Origin of the sequence: Methanosarcina sp. MTP4 (genome assembly GCF_000970045.1) — an archaeon.
Classification (GTDB): Archaea; Halobacteriota; Methanosarcinia; order Methanosarcinales; family Methanosarcinaceae; genus MTP4.
Genome location: NZ_CP009505.1, coordinates 34,829 through 52,291, shown reverse-complemented (window position 1 = coordinate 52,291; position 17,463 = coordinate 34,829). Strand labels below are relative to the sequence as shown.

At 47.4% G+C, this 17,463-nt stretch carries 11 protein-coding genes, 3 tRNA genes, 3 rRNA genes and 1 pseudogene; 4 read left to right on the top strand and 14 right to left on the bottom strand.

What is annotated here, in order from left to right; all coding sequences use genetic code 11:
- Positions 1 to 223: 223 nt before the first annotated feature.
- The 8 genes from nth to MSMTP_RS00210 all read right to left on the bottom strand — a co-directional run bounded on the left by nth (position 224) and on the right by MSMTP_RS00210 (position 7,271).
- The gene (nth, locus tag MSMTP_RS00245) at positions 224 to 838 is read right to left on the bottom strand and encodes an endonuclease III (protein ID WP_048177002.1); all 615 of its coding nucleotides are present in this window, start codon (positions 836 to 838) and stop codon (positions 224 to 226) included.
- A 139-nt stretch (positions 839 to 977) separates the two neighbouring features.
- Positions 978 to 1,049, bottom strand: a tRNA-Cys gene (locus MSMTP_RS00240).
- Positions 1,050 to 1,132: 83 nt separating this feature from the next.
- Positions 1,133 to 1,204, bottom strand: a tRNA-Cys gene (locus MSMTP_RS00235).
- Between the two features lie 144 nt (positions 1,205 to 1,348).
- A complete protein-coding gene (locus tag MSMTP_RS00230; RefSeq protein WP_048177001.1) occupies positions 1,349 to 1,888 on the bottom strand; it encodes a YIP1 family protein in 540 nt (179 codons plus the stop codon).
- 504 nt (positions 1,889 to 2,392) lie between these two features.
- Positions 2,393 to 2,514 (bottom strand): 5S ribosomal RNA (gene rrf, locus MSMTP_RS00225).
- An 87-nt stretch (positions 2,515 to 2,601) separates the two neighbouring features.
- Positions 2,602 to 5,514, bottom strand: a 23S ribosomal RNA gene (locus MSMTP_RS00220).
- Between the two features lie 124 nt (positions 5,515 to 5,638).
- A tRNA-Ala gene (locus MSMTP_RS00215) sits at positions 5,639 to 5,710 on the bottom strand.
- Between the two features lie 86 nt (positions 5,711 to 5,796).
- A 16S ribosomal RNA gene (locus tag MSMTP_RS00210) occupies positions 5,797 to 7,271 on the bottom strand.
- Together the 16S, 23S and 5S rRNA genes with 1 tRNA gene alongside form the textbook arrangement of a ribosomal RNA operon.
- A 665-nt stretch (positions 7,272 to 7,936) precedes the next feature.
- Here MSMTP_RS00210 and MSMTP_RS00205 point away from each other — a divergent pair.
- From MSMTP_RS00205 to MSMTP_RS00190, 4 genes are all read left to right on the top strand, one after another.
- Positions 7,937 to 9,439, top strand: coding sequence for a 2-isopropylmalate synthase (locus MSMTP_RS00205; RefSeq protein WP_048177000.1), 1,503 nt, complete (start codon positions 7,937 to 7,939; stop codon positions 9,437 to 9,439).
- 180 nt (positions 9,440 to 9,619) lie between these two features.
- The gene (locus MSMTP_RS00200; protein WP_048176998.1) at positions 9,620 to 10,378 is read left to right on the top strand and encodes a TatD family hydrolase; all 759 of its coding nucleotides are present in this window, start codon (positions 9,620 to 9,622) and stop codon (positions 10,376 to 10,378) included.
- Positions 10,379 to 10,417: 39 nt separating this feature from the next.
- A complete protein-coding gene (locus MSMTP_RS00195) occupies positions 10,418 to 11,062 on the top strand; it encodes an MBL fold metallo-hydrolase (protein ID WP_048176996.1) in 645 nt (214 codons plus the stop codon).
- 239 nt (positions 11,063 to 11,301) lie between these two features.
- Positions 11,302 to 13,230, top strand: coding sequence for a YgiQ family radical SAM protein (locus MSMTP_RS00190; protein ID WP_048182304.1), 1,929 nt, complete (start codon positions 11,302 to 11,304; stop codon positions 13,228 to 13,230).
- Between the two features lie 52 nt (positions 13,231 to 13,282).
- On the opposite strand, the pseudogene MSMTP_RS20280 reads toward MSMTP_RS00190, so the two are convergent.
- The 6 genes and pseudogenes from MSMTP_RS20280 to MSMTP_RS00155 form a co-directional block, all read right to left on the bottom strand.
- Positions 13,283 to 13,420, bottom strand: a pseudogene (locus MSMTP_RS20280) (hypothetical protein); the annotation flags it as partial.
- Positions 13,421 to 13,501: 81 nt separating this feature from the next.
- Entirely contained in the window at positions 13,502 to 13,717 is a 216-nt protein-coding gene (locus tag MSMTP_RS00185) for a type II toxin-antitoxin system HicB family antitoxin (RefSeq protein WP_048176995.1), read from the bottom strand.
- 123 nt (positions 13,718 to 13,840) lie between these two features.
- On the bottom strand, positions 13,841 to 14,122 hold the full coding sequence (locus tag MSMTP_RS00180) for a hypothetical protein (RefSeq protein WP_048176993.1): 282 nt from the start codon (positions 14,120 to 14,122) through the stop codon (positions 13,841 to 13,843).
- Positions 14,123 to 14,456: 334 nt separating this feature from the next.
- Positions 14,457 to 15,044, bottom strand: a complete 588-nt coding sequence (locus MSMTP_RS00175) for a hypothetical protein (protein WP_048176992.1) — start codon at positions 15,042 to 15,044, stop codon at positions 14,457 to 14,459.
- 1,012 nt (positions 15,045 to 16,056) lie between these two features.
- Positions 16,057 to 16,683, bottom strand: a complete 627-nt coding sequence (locus MSMTP_RS00160; RefSeq protein WP_156153614.1) for a hypothetical protein — start codon at positions 16,681 to 16,683, stop codon at positions 16,057 to 16,059.
- Between the two features lie 420 nt (positions 16,684 to 17,103).
- A complete protein-coding gene (locus MSMTP_RS00155; protein WP_048176985.1) occupies positions 17,104 to 17,361 on the bottom strand; it encodes a hypothetical protein in 258 nt (85 codons plus the stop codon).
- Positions 17,362 to 17,463: the final 102 nt, after the last annotated feature.

The window sequence follows — 17,463 nt, the reverse complement described above, 5'->3', positions numbered from 1 at the left end:
TTTGATAATGAATTTGCCGCTGAATTCAGGAATTGGAATCAGCCTTTTGCCTGCTTGAATGCTAGCCTTTATATAAATAATCTCGTATCGCCTCTAATATTTTTTTCAGACCCCTCGCAGGCTCTCAGGAATCCGATTCCGTGTAATCTTTTACTCCGAAATTTCCGGAAACTTTTATACTGCAGGATAATTTTCCCTCTGTTGCAGGAGAATTTACCCGATATTACCGGAGGATCTTCGGGCAGATATCATTCAGGGTGCAGATTTCACACCTGGGAGAAATGGGCCGGCAGATATTTTGCCCTAACTTTACGAGCAAGAGATTTATATGTTTCCAGTACCACCGCGGAAAGACCTTTTTTAGCTCAATTTCGGTCTCCTCCGGGCTTTTTGTCCGGACCAGCCCCATCCTGTTAGAAAGCCGGTAGACATGGGTATCAACTGCCAGAGCGTCCTGGAAAAATGCATGAGCAAGCACACAGTTTGCTGTCTTTCTACCCACCCCCGGAAACTTCAAAAGAGATTCCATATCATCCGGAACCCGGCCTTCATACTCCTCAAGCAAGATCCGGGAAATCACCTTTATCCGACCGGCTTTGACCCTGTAAAAACCCACATCCCTGATCAGAGTCTCGATCTCCTCCACATCAGCCTCTGCCATCTCTTCAGGTGTTGAAAATGTTTCAAAAAGCTTAACAGCTGTCGGATAAGTAACCTCGTCCCGGGTCCGATGAGACATAACAGTTGAGATCAGTACGAAAAAAGGGTCTCTCGAACCGTTTGTATACCCTTCAGGGTAGAGTTCGAAAAGCCGCTTCATGAGTTCATCGATGTCCATGCCCCGAACTTAGCACCCTATTCGTAATAAACCCTCAGGGTCCGGCAAAAACTGAGACAAAAAATAAAGGTGAAAAAATATAATAAAACAAAGGCAAAACGACGATAAGAGCAAAGGTAAAAAGATAATAAAAAGGAAAAGCCAAGATCCGGATTCGAACCGGAATGGAATCGCTCTGCAGGCGATTGCGTAGCCGCTCCGCCATCTTGGCACTTTGTGGAAGTGCTTAAGGTACGTCATTATATATAAATATTCAGATTATAAATTTTTACATTGATCCGAAGAGAGAATAGAAGCCAAGGTCCGGATTCGAACCGGAATGGAATCGCTCTGCAGGCGATTGCGTAGCCGCTCCGCCACCTTGGCATATCGGTAATGCAGACTGCTTTAAGCACTCAATCATATATAAGTTTTTAGCTTGGGTAACCTGTTTTTTTTCAAGGAAATTAACGATGTCGAGACAGCTAAAAATTAAAAAGAAAAATCCCCTGAAAAGGAGACCGGCTTTCCTCAAATAAAAAACTGGGAAAAGGCTAACGCCCCCATCAGAATAACCAGCAGGATGAACAGGATGGTGGGCAAGATAACTGCTATTATAGACCTTCCCATACCGACATCATGGACGTACATACCTCCTACGATATACAGGTATATCCCGTAAAGCCCCACGAGCCAGCCGATGAAAGGGATCCAGGACAGGAGCAGTACGGCAGTTGCGTAAGATATGAACCGAACCGTACCCTCATAAGTTCCGCTTCCCCCTAACAACCTGTAAATGACGTAAAGAATCACCCCTTCAATAAAGATGGAAATGATCCCAAAGATAGGGGTCATGATCAAGGACCCGAACACAATGAAGAAGCCAAACTCTCTTCCACTGTAAATTCCGCCGTACATTCCACGGTTGAACAGTGCTGTCATAAGTCCGAATACTACAAAGTTTATTGCCGCAAAGATAAGAGGGTCAGCGTATCCTCCGGTTTTCGGCATTTTCCGATAAAATTCTGAAGGACTCTGCATGACACTTTTCCATGTATCGATATAATCCATAGGACAACCCCATATAGAGATAAGCCGGATTATTATTTAAGATAATTTATAAAAAGAAGATGGAAAGTTAGAGATTAACATCCAGCACATCCATTGAAAAACGCCTTGAATAAAGAATTTTAAGCCCAAGATAAAAAAGAATTTTCCAATTAAACAGGATGAGATTCAGTTCGAAATTCTTCATTTATTTATCTTTGGGGCATAGCCGCCCGCCTCGGCGGGCGGGGACGGACCTCCGGTAAATTTTCCAAGAGGCACGATTAAACCCGAGTCCGGAAAGAATCGAAGTGATTATCAAAAAAGCAGAGCAGTCTAGCTGCCTTCTATTAGCTTCACTGTCAAAAGCCGGACTAAAAAGTGAAAAAAAAGAGCAAACTAAGAAAACAAAGAAGCTTTGAAGTAAAGCATTAAGCTAAGAAAACAAACTGAGAAAAAACAAAGAGAGAATAAACTCTTCAAAAAAACATTAGAAAAACATTAGAAAAAGGGAGTAGATTAAGGTGAGCATGGCAGCGTGCCAGAGTTCCCGAAGGCTCGCGCACTTCAGTACAGTGTGGAACGCAGGCAGGCTTATCTTCTGTGTTCGGAAAGGGTACAGGAGTTGCCCTGCCGCTATGGCCGCCATACTCAACCTGTGAAATGGATTGGAAAATGTGAATGAATAGTCATGTATAACAGTGCTGCATACTGGATTTCGCCTGGATCTGGAAAATGGTAAACCGGAACGGATGGTTAGTGAACGCGGACTGAACACCTCGTTGCCTTGGTGCTTACATCCCGTTTCTATTAAACCGGTCTTGTACCGGGAACCTTAACGAAGTCTCTTATTTAGGCGGGATTTCGAGCTTAGATGCATTCAGCTCTTATTCCGTAGCGCGTAGCTGCCCGGCGCATGCCCTGTCGGACAACCGGTACACCAGTGGCGCCGCTGCTCTGTTCCTCTCGTACTAAAAGCAGCTTACCCTCAGACTTCAAACACCTCTAGTAGATAGTAACCGACCTGTCTCACGACGGTCTAAACCCAGCTCACGATCTCCTTTAATAGGCGAACAACCTCACCCTTGGCTGCTGCTGCACAGCCAGGATGGAAAGAACCGACATCGAGGTAGCAAGCTGCCGGGTCGATATGTACTCTTGCCGGCAACGACACAATTATCCCCAGGGTAACTTTTCTGTCATTTTTGGCCCGCACCAAGCAGGCTCAAAAGTTCGCTAGAACCGACTTTCGTCTCGTCAACCACTGCTGTGCTGATTAACGTCAGGCTGACTTATGCTCTTGCACTCTTCAGTGAGTTTCCGACCCACTTGAGTCAACCATTGCGCGCCCTTGATATCTTTTCAAGGGCGTCCCGCCCCAGGCAAACTGCCCACCTATCGGGGTCCTCCTCGCGGAGTTAGGGTCATAGTCTCAGAAGGGTAGTGTCCCAATGACGACTCCACGGATGCTGGCGCACCCGCTTCGATGTCTCCTACCTACACTGTACATCCAAAACCACAACACAACGACAGGCTGCAGTAAAGCTCCATGGGGTCTTCACTTCCCCCTAGAGGTCTCTAGACTTTGCACTAGAATGTAAGCTTCACCGGACTCCAGTTAGGGACAGTAGGGCTCTCATTGATCCATTCATGCAAGTCGCCAATTAAGCGACAAGGTACTACGCTACCTTAAGAGGGTCATAGTTACCCCCGCTGTTTACAGGCCCTTCTTCCCGTTGAACCGGGGTTTCAGGTACCTGCACTGAGCAGGATTCAGAGATCGTACTAGCCCTTACGGGTTTGCGATCTCCTATGTTGGTATTAGACAGTTAGAGCCCCCTGGTCACTGCGACCTGCTGTCTACACAGCAGGCACTCCTTCTCCCGAAGTTACGGAGCTAATTTGCCGAATTCCCTTAACTGAATTGATCCGACACGCCTTAGCCTTTTCAGCTAGGGGCACCTGTGTCAGTTCTCGGTACGGACATTTAACTGCCCTTTTCACGGGTTCCGGGGTGAAGCTGACTTGCGCCATAACACATTCGCCCGCTTCTCGCCATTACGGCTCTCCACGGGGTTAGGTGCTTAGACGGCGCGACGACGCCGCTCAACCTGCCCCAAAACGTCAGGCTTTAGTGTTAAATGGTACAGGAATATTAACCTGTTTCCCTTTCGGCGTACTCGAATTACGGTACGTCTTAGGACCGACTAACCCTCGGCTGACGAACATTGCCGAGGAAACCTGGCCCCTTCGGCGGCAAGGATTCTCACCTTGCTATGCTGCTACTATTACCAGGATTTTCGTTTGTGAACGGTCCACTGGACTTCACAGCCCAGCTTCCGCCCGAACACAACGCCTTCCTACGAGATTACCTTTCGGTACTCCGTGGTATCGGTGGTCGACTTGAGCCCCGTCAATTTTCGGGGCCCCAAACCTCGACTGGTGAGCTGTTACGCACTCTTTAAAGGGTAGCTGCTTCTGAGCTAACCTTCCAGCTGTCTGGGGCTTAGGACGCCCTTTAGCGTTAACACTTAGTCGACACTTGGGGACCTTAACCACGGGCTGGGTTGTCTCCCTTACGGACTACAAGCTTACCCCAGCAGTCCGGACTCCGATCGTCTACGATGACGGTGGGTTTGGAGTTTGACAAGCGGTTGAGGGATTTCTCCCCCGGGACCACCAATCAGTGCTCTACTCCACCGACGATCTCAGATCAGGTCATGCTACGACATGTTTCGGAAGGAACCAGCTGATGCCGGGCTAGATTAGCATTTCACTCCGAGACGCAGGTCACACGAATGATTTGCAGATCAATACCGCTTGCGGTCCTCCACGTAGCTTTCGCCACGCTTCAACCTGCCCACGCCTAGATCGCCCGGCTTCGGGTCGTAACCCGGTGACTCCACGCACTTGTATACGCCGTGCCTCACTCAGAAGAGTTGCGCACATGTTGCTTTCGCTTCGGCTGCCCAGATAAAAAGGTTAGCCATTGCCACCGAGATACACTCCCTGGCCCGTTCTTCAAAACGTAAGATACGACACCGGCAGTGATGCTCGTACTGCAGCCTCACGGCTGTTTCCTTCGCATCAGAGATCCTTGCGTGCCGTATCGTACTATCGCCACCAGGTTTCAGGCACTTTGCACCTCCCTTCTCGGGGTACTTTTCAGCTTTCGGTCACCCTACTATTTCGCTATCGGTCTCAAGGAGTATTTAGTTTTGGAGGTTGGTGCCCCCCAAATTCCCGCACGATATCCAACGCACGGTACTCAGGGACAGGTCCAAGTTCAGTGAGAGTACGTCTACGTGACTATCACACTCTATGGTCTGCCGTTTCAGACAAGTTTGACTTAATCACTGAACCGTGAGAACCGCCCTATAACACCACATGTCCCCGAAGGGATTCGGTTTGAACTGTGCCGGTTTCACTCGCCGTTACTTACGGCATCTCAATTGATTTCTTTTCCCGCCCCTACTAAGATGTTTCAATTCGGGGCGTTCCCGATCATTACTGATCACTAGGAGAGGTCTCATTCGGAAATCCCGGGTTCATAGGCTCCATGCGCCTAGCCCAGGCTTATCGCAGCTTGGCACGTCCTTCATCAGCTCTTGAGCCGAGCCATCCACCTGGCGGCATAACTCCAGTTATACCTAACCAGATCCAGTAAGCGTCCAGTATACAGCACCTATACATGACTTCACACGCCGGCTTCCAGCTACGGAAGCAGACAATCCATCCTTCCCCGGCGATATCATTCGACGGGTGCATTAAAAATGGACTTGCTGGGATTCGAACCCAGGGCCTCTGCCTTGCAAAGGCAGCGATCTTCCACTGATCTACAAGCCCGAGAGAGACGGGAGATCCATAAAATGGACCCCCTCTGAGGATCTGTCGGTTTTTCGGCCTCTGGCCGGTGGCAGTTTCTTTAGCTTAGGAGGTGATCCAGCCGCAGATTCCCCTACGGCTACCTTGTTACGACTTAACCCCCCTTGCGAAATTCAGGTTCGAACACGGCACGATGTCCGTGCCCTCACCCATACCTCACTCGGGTGGTTTGACGGGCGGTGTGTGCAAGGAGCAGGGACGTATTCACCGCGCTATATTGAAACGCGATTACTACGGATTCCAGCTTCACGAGGGCGAGTTACAGCCCTCGATCCGAACTAGGGACGGGTTTGTGAGATTGCCAACCCCTTTCGGGGAAGGGACCCATTGTCCCGACCATTGTAGCCCGCGTGTAGCCCGGGAGATTCGGGGCATACTGACCTACCGTAGCCCGCACCTTCCTCTGATTTGACATCAGCGGTCCCCACAGTGTACCCATCGTTCCGGAGAACATGCTGGTAACAGTGGGCACGGGTCTCGCTCGTTGCCTGACTTAACAGGATGCTTCACAGTACGAACTGGCGACGGCCATGCACCTCCTCTCAGCGATTCAGGCAAAGTCTTTAGCTTGGCCCACATATTGCTGTCGCCCCCGGTGAGTTTTCCGGCGTTGAGTCCAATTAAACCGCAGGCTCCACCCGTTGTTGTGCTCCCCCGCCAATTCCTTTAAGTTTCAGCCTTGCGGCCGTACTTCCCAGGTGGCTCGCTTCACGGCTTCCCTACGGCACCATACACGGTCGCACCATGCATGACACCTAGCGAGCATCGTTTACGGCTGGGACTACCCGGGTATCTAATCCGGTTCGTGCCCCCAGCTTTCGTCCCTCACCGTCGAACCCGTTCTGGTAAGACGCCTTCGCCACAGGTGGTCCCACAGGGATTACAAGATTTCACTCCTACCCCTGTAGTACCTCTTACCTCTCCCGGTTCCAAGTCTAGCAGTATCCCCCGATAGCCTATCAGTTGAGCTGACAGATTTCCCGGAAGACTGACCAAACCGGCTACGGACCCTTTAGACCCAATAATAACGATCACCACTCGGGCCGCCGGTGTTACCGCGGCGGCTGGCACCGGTCTTGCCCGGCCCTTGCTAACACGTGCATTTTACGCACGTGGACAGCCAACAAATGTTGCTGGCACTCGGTGTCCCCTTATCACGGTTTCCCGCATTGTAAAGTTTTCGCGCCTGCTGCGCCCCGTAGGGCCTGGATTCATGTCTCAGAATCCATCTCCGGGCTCTTGCTCTCACAACCCGTACCCGTCGTCGGCTAGCAGGTACATTACACCCGCTACTACCTGATAGGCCGCAGACCCATCCTCAGGCGGAGGACCTTTGACGCATAAAGCATTCCAGCACATATGCGTTATCCGGAATTATCCCCAGTTTCCCGGGGTTATGCCAGACCTGAGGGCAGGTTATCCACGTGTTACTGAGCAGTACGCCATGTTCACGAAGAACATTTGACTCGCATGGCTAAGGCAAACACCGATAGCAGTAACCTCTGGCAGGATCAACCAGAATTAATGTATCGCACACTTGTTCTAAAGAAATTGGTCGTTGAAACTGCACAAAAAGCCAATTCAGCTATTTCCAGAGTCTCGATAGTTTGTAAAAACCACCGACCAGAATTAACCGAACCGACAAATCCTCGTCAGACTGAAAAAAGCTTCAGTCTCCATTAAATGATAACAGAAATGTAATGAGCTCCACCCACACAACAGAGCCGTGTGAGGGAATTGATACAAGGCATTTCTGGTATATAAACTTTCCCTTTGAAGGGGAAAGTACATAAGATTGAACATAATTTTGAAGAGTGGTGAAAGAACCCAGCAAAACTGGCACTTTCTAAGTTACTCAATTGATCGTTTTTTTAGTATCGTTTTTAACAATTATTGTTTTTCAACAAGGCACCTTCAATACCGTTTTTCAACTTCCGTTTTTTTGGCACCTTAATAACCGTTTTTCCAATACCGTTTTTCGCTCCCTGTGAACGCATTGCGCCCTGAGAGCAACCCTAGAATAGCACACCTAGTATATATAAGTTTCGATTAAAATATAGAAAAAGTCAACATGAAAGAAATTTTCCGAGATAAACGTGGTATTTATATACCAGAAACGTACATCCATGTAATTGATTATCATGGACGTAAAAACTGAAAGAAGGGATCGATTTTTACATCGAACCCATGCAGAATAAAAAGATAAGCGTTTTTGACACTACACTGCGTGACGGAGAACAAACCCCGGGAGTTTCCCTGACTTCTTCTCAGAAGCTGGAAATTGCCCATCAACTGGATAAACTCGGGGTTGACATGATAGAAGCGGGATTCCCGATCTCCTCGGAAGGAGATAAAGAATCCGTAAAATCGATTTCTAATGCCGGACTTGATGCGGTAGTCTGCGGACTTTCCCGCGTGCTGACAAAAGATATCGATGCCTGTTTTGAAAGCGACGTTGGCCTTGTGCACACTTTCGTCCCGACATCGGATGTACAGCGAGTATACACCATAAAAAAGAGCCGGGAAGAAGTCGTTGAACTGGCCGTGAAAGCCGTCGAGTACATCAAGGACCACGGGCTGAAATGCATGTTTTCTGCCATGGATGCCACGAGAACCGAACCTGGTTATATGCTGGAGGTTTTCAAGGCGGTACAGGACGCAGGTTGCGACATCATCAACGTACCCGATACTGTCGGAGTGATGTCCCCATCCGCGATGTGCAGGATGATAAAAGACGTAGCAAAGGAAATCAGAATCCCCATCGACGTGCACTGCCATAACGACTTCGGGCTTGCGGTAGCAAACAGCCTGATGGCGGTAGAAGCAGGGGCATCCCAGGTACAGGTCACAATAAACGGAATCGGGGAGCGGGCAGGAAACGCCGACCTTTCTCAGACCGTGATGGGGCTGACGGCTATCTACGGCGCACAGACGAATATCAGGACTGAATACCTCGTTGAAACTTCAAAAATGATTGAGAACTACACCGGGGTCAGGCTCCCGCCAAATACACCTGTCGTCGGGCAAAACGCCTTTTCCCACGAATCCGGGATCCACAGCCACGGCGTCCTTGAAAAGTCCGATACCTTTGAACCGGGTATCATGACCCCGGAGATGGTAGGGCACAGGCGGCGTATTGTTCTCGGAAAGCATACAGGCACCCACGCAGTCAAGAAGTCCCTCGAGTCTGCCGGCATAAAAGCCAATGAAAAACAGCTTGAGGAGATCGTGTGCAAGATAAAGGAAATTGCAAATAAGGGCAAACAGATCACTGATGCCGACCTTTTTGCAGTTACTTCTGCCGTGCTTGGAAAAGCAAGCTCAGAAGAAGAGCTGATCAAACTCAAAGAAGTTTCCGTGATGACAGGGAACACCCTGACACCCACTGCCGTGGTCAAGGCAAGCATCGGCGGCAAAGAAGTCATTGCCGCAAACACAGGGCTTGGCCCGGTGGATGCCGCCCTTAAAGCTGTCAGGGATATCCTGGGAGAGCGCAACCGTTTCAAACTCCAGGAATTCAGGATCGATGCCATCTCAGGGGGAGCAGACGCCCTTGCTGACGTGTATATCGGCCTTGAAAACGAAAAAGGCAGGATTGTAACTGCCAGGGCCGCAAACCCGGATATAGTCATGGCATCCGTGGAAGCCCTCGTGAATGCCATGAACCTGCTGTATAAAGATAAAAGCTGAAAAAAATGAGCTGAAAAACAGCTGAAGAACAGTTGAAGAACTGAAAAACAGCAACTCATGACAAAACACCGGATAAGGCCGGGCATCCTGTGAGGTTTTAGGGTTTGCATTCCGGAACTGTTTATATTCTGGGACCGAATGCATAAAAAGTAAAATAAAATGAAATAGAATACAGGACCCATGCCTTATCCAATTATTGATTCTCACTGTCACCTTGATTTTCCAAAATTTAACCGCGACCGGCACGAAGCTATCGAAAGAGCCCGGGAAGCCGGGGTCGTGGGGATGGTCAACTCCGGGATTTCCCTGAAAGGCAACCGCATGAGCCTCGAACTTGCGGAAAAGTACGAGGACATCCACGCAACCCTCGGTTTAAGCCCTGATATCGGAAGGGAAGGAAGCGAAGAAGAAATCAATACTATCCTGGCACAGATCGAAGCAACCATCGAAAAGGCAGTAGGGATCGGGGAAGCCGGCCTGGATTACCAGGACTGCAAAACAGATGCCGAAAAAGAATACCAGGCTGCCTCTTTTGAGAAAGTTATCGAACTTGCAAAAAACTTCGAAAAACCCCTTGTTGTGCACGCCCGAGAAGCCGAAGCCGAAGCCCTTGAAATGGTCCGGGACGTGGACACCGTGGTTTACCACTGCTACAGCGGCCCACTAGAGACCATGAAAGAAATCGTGGACGCTGGATACTACATTTCCCTGGCAACCCTTGTCTGTTTTTCCGAACACCACCAGGCCCTGGCAGCCGAAGTTCCCCTTGAAAACCTGCTTCTGGAAACCGACAGCCCTTTCCTGTCCCCACGCAAGGGAAGAAACGAGCCAGCATTTATCGTGGACTCGGTTCCCGTAATCGCAAAAATCAGGGAAATAGAACCGGCGGAAGTTGCAAAAGCGGCCACTGAAAACGCACGCAGGGTTTTTAAGATCTAAGATTTTTTTATAGTTGAAAAGAGGAAAAGGAAGAAAACCATGGAAGTCCAGTATATCTGCCCCACAGCTTATGATTCCAGTGTCTACCTCGTTAACAGAAAGGTCCTGATCGATACGGGCATGAGCAGCGAGCTCATCATCAAGGAACTGGAAAGTTACATCAAAATCACCGACCTGGAACTAATTATCCTGACCCACTGCCACTACGACCATGCTGCCGCCGCTGCAACTATTGCGGAAAAGAGTGGGGCCAAAGTCGGCATCCACAAAGCCGACCTGGAAGGCATAAATGACGATTACCTGAGCGTGTCCATCCTTTTCGGAGAACGGGCACCTACGATCAAACCCACCGTCACCTATGAGGAAGGGGACAAGATCCCCATCGGGAATGGTGAATGCCTGGAAGTGATCCATACCCCGGGGCATTCAAGGGGGAGCATCTGCCTCTACGAACCCGTCTCAAAGAGCCTCTTTTCAGGAGATACCGTTTTTCCTGGAGGTGGGTTCGGGAGGACGGACTTTGAAGGCTGTGAGCCTGAAAAAATGGCAGGCTCCATAGAAAAACTCACGAAGCTTGACGTGAAAAACCTGTATTCTGGCCATGGGGAACCCACTAACAGGGACGGGAACAAGCAGATCATGACTTCGTACCGGATGTTGAAGATGATGCAGGGCGGCTTTTAAAGAAGTGATTTTAAAAGCCGGAAACACCTGAAAACAGAGTAATACAGATCATGAAAAATCCAGGGAAAAAATTCTACAGGAACCCGGAACCTTCCGCCGCAAAAAAAGCAGAATATGAAAGAAAAAAGAAGGGAAAAACCGGGACAAAAACCAGAGAAAAAACCGGGATAAAAGCGGCAAAAGGTGCCAAATCTCCTATGCCCAACATACACAATGTTCCCGTTTCAAAATTCCTCCCCATGAGCCTGGACGAGGCAAAAGTGCGGGGCTGGGAAGAACTTGACATAATCCTTGTCACCGGGGATGCCTACGTGGACCACTCCAGTTTCGGGACCGCAATTGTGGGCAGGGTGCTTGAAGACGCGGGATTCAGGGTAGGGATTATTGCCCAGCCCCGCTGGAACAGCCCCGAGGATTTCAAAAAACTGGGGAAGCCCAGGCTCTTTTTTTCCGTAAGCGCAGGGAACACGGATTCCATGGTCAGCAACCTGACCGCAGGGCTGAAACCGCGGGCAAAGGACGCATATTCCCCCGGGGGCAAGCCAGGGCTTCGCCCTAACCGCGCCGTGATTATCTACTCGAACAGGATAAAGGAAGCCTGCCCTGACGTCCCGATCGTGCTAGGGGGAATTGAGGCATCCCTCCGGCGCTTTGCCCACTACGATTATCTATCGGATAAGGTCAGGCAGTCAATTCTGGCAGATGCCCCCGCCGACCTGCTGGTCTACGGCATGGGGGAACTGCAGATCACCGAGATTGCGAGGAGGCTGCAGGCAGGGGAAAACGTCAGGGAGATCCGGGACATCCCCGGCACTGCCTGGAAAATGGAAGTTAAGGAATGGAAGGCAAAAAAAGCCGAAAATAATCCTTCCACTAAAGAATCCATTGAGGAACCCGCTGAAGAATCCACTGAAGGATCCACTGAAGGATCCATTGAGGAACCCGCTGAAGAATCCACTGAAGGATCCACTGAAGGATCCATTGAGGAACCCGCTGAAAAATTCACTGAAAAACACGTTGAAATACCTTCCTTTACCGAAGTTTCCCAGGAAAAAGCCGCCTTTGCAAAAGCTTTCCGTATGTACTTCCTGGAGCAGAACCCGGTCACGGGAAAAGGCGTTGTCCAGCCCCACCCCAAGACCGTGATCGTGCAGAACAGCCCCATGCGCCCCCTGAACGAAAAAGAACTGGACCACGTTTATGAATTGCCTTTCACAGGAGAAGCCCACCCCTCCTACAAAGAACCCGTCCCTGCCCTTGAGATGGTCGAGTTTTCCCTGACAACACACAGGGGCTGCTTCGGCGGCTGCTCCTTCTGTTCCATCACCCAGCACCAGGGACGCATGATAGCGAGCCGGAGCATCGAGTCAGTCCTCAGGGAGGCAAAAAAGCTTACGGAAAAGCCGGGCTTCAAGGGCATAATCAACGGGGTCGGCGGCCCCACTGCCAATATGTACGGCATGGACTGCAAAAGCTGGGAGAAAAAAGGCGCCTGCCTGGACAAAGCCTGCCTGCACCCCGGCATCTGCCCTGCCCTGGACACAAGCCATCAAAAACTGCTCGAACTCATGCGCTGCCTGCGGGAACTTCCCGGAGTTAAAAAAGTATTTACCGGCTACGGCGTTCGCTACGACCTTGCCCTTAAAAACGAGGAGTATCTGGAAGAACTCTGCGCCCACCACATCAGCGGGCAGCTAAGGGTCGCCCCCGAACATTTCTCAAAACGGGTCACGGATGCTATGTGCAAGCCTGACAGGGAAATCTACGAACGCTTTGCCGAAAAGTTCGAGACCCTCAACAAAAAATGCGGCAAAGAACAGTACATAGTTAACTATCTGATGTCCAGCCACCCGGGCTGCACCCTGGAAGACATGATCGAGATGGCCGAATACATGCGGGACCACGGCGGGTACACTGAACAGGTCCAGGACTTCACCCCCACCCCGATGACGGTATCCACCTGCATGTACTATACAGGGATCAACCCCTTCACCGGCAAAAAGGTCTACGTAGCGCGGGGCAAGAAAGAAAAAGCCATGCAGAGAGCCCTTATGCACTACAGGAACCCTGCAAACTACGACCTTGTATATGAGGCCCTGGAAAGAACGGGGAGACTGGACCTTGTGGGAAATGCCTGGAACTGTTTGATAAGGAGAAGAAAAAGGTAAAAGGAGAAAAGGTTAGGAAAAGATTAGGGAAAGATTAGGGAAAGATATAATTTTATAGCAACCTTTTCAGATCCTCTTTGTCCAAGCCGGTTTGATGAAGAATATCAAGAAGAGTGCCTTTAGCAAGTCTTTTGTGCAAAGGCACCACTGTTCGATATACCTTTTCGGGAGTGATTTTTTGAAGTGAGACATGACTTCCTTTCTATCTCACTATTACGAATCCTGCTTTTTGCAATGCAGTAACTAGTTTTTTCCAGAAACGACCGGTAGTTTAGGCATGGGCAACTTCCACAAAAGTGATATAAGGCTTGGACACTTTTTGCGGAAGATCGTCGACTCCAAAACTCTCGATGTAGAGCTCTATGGCTTCTTTGATATTTTTTTCTGCTTCTTCAAGGCTTTCTCCCTGAGAAGTAACATTAAGCTCGGGACATCTTGCGATAAAGAAGTCGTCTTCTTTTGTAATAGATACGAGGAATTGTCTCATAGCTGGCTCCAAACCCTAATAGTTATTAAAGCTTAGTTGGCGACCATTCTATTTTATTTTAGCGTAGATACGTATTCCACGGCACCGGAAAGCCAAAACCCGGATTTTTTCTGGATTTTTACTTCATCTCCCCTGGCACTCACGCATGAAAGCCCTCATTTGCCCACTCAATGCTCCGCAGTAGAGATGCCAGGGCTTTTCCTTGACCTCAATTACCAGATGTTCTTCCCCGTCCCAGGTAAAGTGGGCAACTATCTCTTTTCCTTCAAGTACACCGGAATTTCCGGGCGAGACCTCCAGCCCGTATTCCTCAAGTTTCTTCTTCATGCACTTAAATACGTCCGGAGTCACATTTTTAAACCTGATCCCCCGGCACCCTTCCTCTTCCAATCTCCTTCCGGTCATGTCCGGTTTCCTTCCTGTTTTCTCTTATTTTCCAGTATTCCAATCGACTATCCATAGGTAGCTGTGAATTCAGGGACGCATTAAAAACAAAATGAAGTTAAGTTTTCCACAAACTGTCCCGGTTTTTCTGCCGTTTACAACATAGTATAGAATTTTATTAACGTTTGGGACTATAAAAAATGACCTCAACCTGACCCTAAGCAGAATACAATAAAATCCAATGAAAAGAAAAAGAGAGCAGAAAAATAAGCAAATTATATAATTTCAGGGAAAGTGCCCCTCATCAATTATATATTTGCATTTTCCTGCCGGAATAAAAAATCCCTCTGATCCATCATTTTTTCGGCTTTTTCTCATTGTTTACTTCTTTGCAGTTTGCAGGCGTTTCTTTGCAGTTTGCAGGCACGAAACGGATACGGTCAAATGAGTTAAAGAGTTCCTTACCACAACCGTCGTATCCATAAACCCGGAAATTAACGGCTTCACACTGCTCATAATCAGCAGGATTAATACAGCCAAAGATATCCTGAGTCCTGAATTTCATGGTGAGATCCGGGCAACCGTCAGGACCGATGTAACTGCAATTTCCTCTGTCCCAGACATGACTTACATACCTTGTCACATCTTCAACATTGAGCTTTAAATCAAGATACGAGAAATTTTGATCAAATTCAGTATACCAGCAACTTCCATTCTTAACCTCAATTACAACTTTAATAGTACGAACATTTTCTTTATAGCACTCCGCCTCTAGGTCATCTTCACATGCATATGCTACAGGAAGTACCCCGTTGTTGCATACATTAATGGAATTCGGCCATGAACCCGGTTTGACGTCAACGTCACAGGCTGAGGCGCCTGGTATGACAATCAGTAAAGCTAGCAATAATGCTAAAGGTACAGCAAATTTTCTACCTTTCATATTTATACCCCCCTTTGGACATAGGAACCAGAATAAACATTTTTTACAGAATTCGTGGAAGAAATGTTCATCTGATTTGTTTTTTTATACCAGTCGTTTTATACACATAGTAAAATAATACCGGTATGTAAAAAAGGATATGAGAAACAGAATTAATAAAAAATACTACTAAACGTTGGTATTTTTTTTAAAGAAAAATATAAAATTCTTTGAATCTGTAGAGTTCAAAAAGCTGATTTTCTTTGGAACGAATTTTCGGGTACGATTTCAGGTGTTACATGCCTGGCTATCCCACACTTTCAGTTTCGTTCCGCATACCCTGATCATCCTGAATCAGAGGCAAAATAACTTCCCGAAAACCTTCCCCCCGGATCTGGAAGATGAGACGTTTTTAGAGAATCGTTCATTTTTTAAAAAGATATATTTTTAAGAGGCGAGGATGGGGGGACTCCATGTCCCGGATTTTCCATGTTGTTTTTTTGAAAACTTGGGAGGGTTGGATGTTTGCCGCGCAACTCAACGGAAAGGAATACTGCCGAAAAGAAAATTTGGGCATAACAAAAGTAGACTGGGGCCGGTCCTTTGCACATTCAAAAATACCAGAATTATTTAACACTTTACAGTATAAAAAATTAAGGGGTTTTTTGAGAACAATTCCAAAATTAACACCAAATTTTCGGAAAAACAGTATGATGGAATACGGGAAAATACATTTGCACCTTTTTCCTAGCTATATGAACCAAACTTAAGACATTAATCGAATCTATAACTTCTAAAAAATTCAAAAGCCTGGAATCAATCAAAACAGATTAAACAGATGAAAGAACAGCATTTTGAAGGAGATGCCTGAAAAATGTCCGGTGAAAAGAAAAAAGACAGGGCAGGAAAAGTAAGTAATTCCATGATATGAGGAAAGCATTGAAAGTCAATTCACACTTGTATTTTCCTGTCCGGAGTGACAATTTTCTGCCAAATTATCTTTTTTAGCTTTTCATTTTTTAGCTTCTCATTTTTAGCTTCTCATTTTTAGCTTCTCATGTTTTAGTTTCATAGGATTGTCAACTTTGTCGCAATTTGCCGGCACGAAGCGAATACGGTCAAATGAATTAAAGAGCAAATTGTCGTCACAGTCGTATCCCCACATCTCAAATTCAATGGCTTTGCCTTCCTCATAATCAGCGGGATTAATACCGCCAAAGATGTCGTGGGTCCTGAATTTCATTGTGAGGTCCGGGTAACCATCGGGACAATAATCGGGATCTCCTCTGTCCACGACATAACTCACATAGCTTGTCACATCTTCAATGTTGAGTTTTAAATCATCAGAGGAGAAGTTCTCACAAAACTCAACATCCCAGCCGCTTTCATTTTCAACTTTAATTGCAACCTGGATCTTACAGGTATCATTTATTAAATCCTCGGCCGTAAGACCCCTGTAGGGACATGCAAAAGCCACAGGAATGACTCCGTTATTGCACACGTTGATGGAATTGGGCCATGAGGCCGGTTTGACATCAACAGAGGACGCTGAGGCTCCTGGTATTGAAACCAGTAAAGCCAGCAATAATGCTAAAGGTACTGCAAACCTTATCTTTTTTATAAGTATACCCCCTTTGGATAAAAGATCCAGTAAAAACATTTTTCTTCAGATTTAATAAAAAAAATGTTCTTCTGGACTATATGTTTTATAATAGTCGTTTTATACACATAATAAAATAATACAAGTATGTAGAAAAGAATATGAGAAACAAAATTAAGTAAAAACGCTACTGAACATTGATATCTGTTTAAAGAAAAGATAACAAAATTCCTTAAATCTGTAGAGCTTAAAAAGTAGCTTTTCTTTGGAACAAATTTTCGAGTCAAGCGTATTCAGATTCCCCTTAATCATCCGGAATGACGACAGAATAAATACCCTGATTGCCCGGAATACGAGAAAAGAAAATTTCCGCATCCAGAACCCGGGATGAGACATTTTTTAGAAAACAATTCATTTTTAAAAAGATGTATTTTTAAAGAGGCGAGGACAGGGAAGATCCCCTGCCCTGGATTTTTCATTTTAATTCCCATGACACTGGTGTACGAAGTCCTGAATTTTTCCTGTTGCAGTGCCGCAGCTGATGAAGAAAGGTTTTTCCTTGACCGTGATGGTAAGATTTGAAGTACCATCCCAGTCAAAATCGGCTACCACACCGTGTCCCGAAAGTTCGCCCTTGTTTCCGGAGGGAACGTGGATACCGGCTTCTTCGAGTTTCTTTTTCATACAATTGAATACATCGGGTGTAACGTGGTGAAACGTTACAGGACTGCATGCCATATTCTTTTTCTCCTTCTGGTGTTTTAATAGGGTTGGATTTTCATTCTGGTTTTTTGAAATTGGGGGGTTGGATGTTTGCCGTGAACCCAACAGAAAGGAACA

What these genes read in the sequence shown, in the direction of transcription:
- MSMTP_RS00155 (WP_048176985.1), bottom strand. Translation starts at nt 17,361, where the DNA reads ATGGCATGCAGTCCTGTAACGTTTCACCACGTTACACCCGATGTATTC.
- MSMTP_RS00195 (WP_048176996.1), top strand. Translation starts at nt 10,418, where the DNA reads ATGGAAGTCCAGTATATCTGCCCCACAGCTTATGATTCCAGTGTCTAC.
- MSMTP_RS00185 (WP_048176995.1), bottom strand. Translation starts at nt 13,717, where the DNA reads ATGAGACAATTCCTCGTATCTATTACAAAAGAAGACGACTTCTTTATC.
- MSMTP_RS00175 (WP_048176992.1), bottom strand. Translation starts at nt 15,044, where the DNA reads ATGAAAGGTAGAAAATTTGCTGTACCTTTAGCATTATTGCTAGCTTTA.
- MSMTP_RS00160 (WP_156153614.1), bottom strand. Translation starts at nt 16,683, where the DNA reads ATGTTTTTACTGGATCTTTTATCCAAAGGGGGTATACTTATAAAAAAG.
- MSMTP_RS00190 (WP_048182304.1), top strand. Translation starts at nt 11,302, where the DNA reads ATGAGCCTGGACGAGGCAAAAGTGCGGGGCTGGGAAGAACTTGACATA.
- nth (WP_048177002.1), bottom strand. Translation starts at nt 838, where the DNA reads ATGGACATCGATGAACTCATGAAGCGGCTTTTCGAACTCTACCCTGAA.
- MSMTP_RS00205 (WP_048177000.1), top strand. Translation starts at nt 7,937, where the DNA reads ATGCAGAATAAAAAGATAAGCGTTTTTGACACTACACTGCGTGACGGA.
- MSMTP_RS00200 (WP_048176998.1), top strand. Translation starts at nt 9,620, where the DNA reads ATGCCTTATCCAATTATTGATTCTCACTGTCACCTTGATTTTCCAAAA.
- MSMTP_RS00180 (WP_048176993.1), bottom strand. Translation starts at nt 14,122, where the DNA reads ATGACCGGAAGGAGATTGGAAGAGGAAGGGTGCCGGGGGATCAGGTTT.
- MSMTP_RS00230 (WP_048177001.1), bottom strand. Translation starts at nt 1,888, where the DNA reads ATGGATTATATCGATACATGGAAAAGTGTCATGCAGAGTCCTTCAGAA.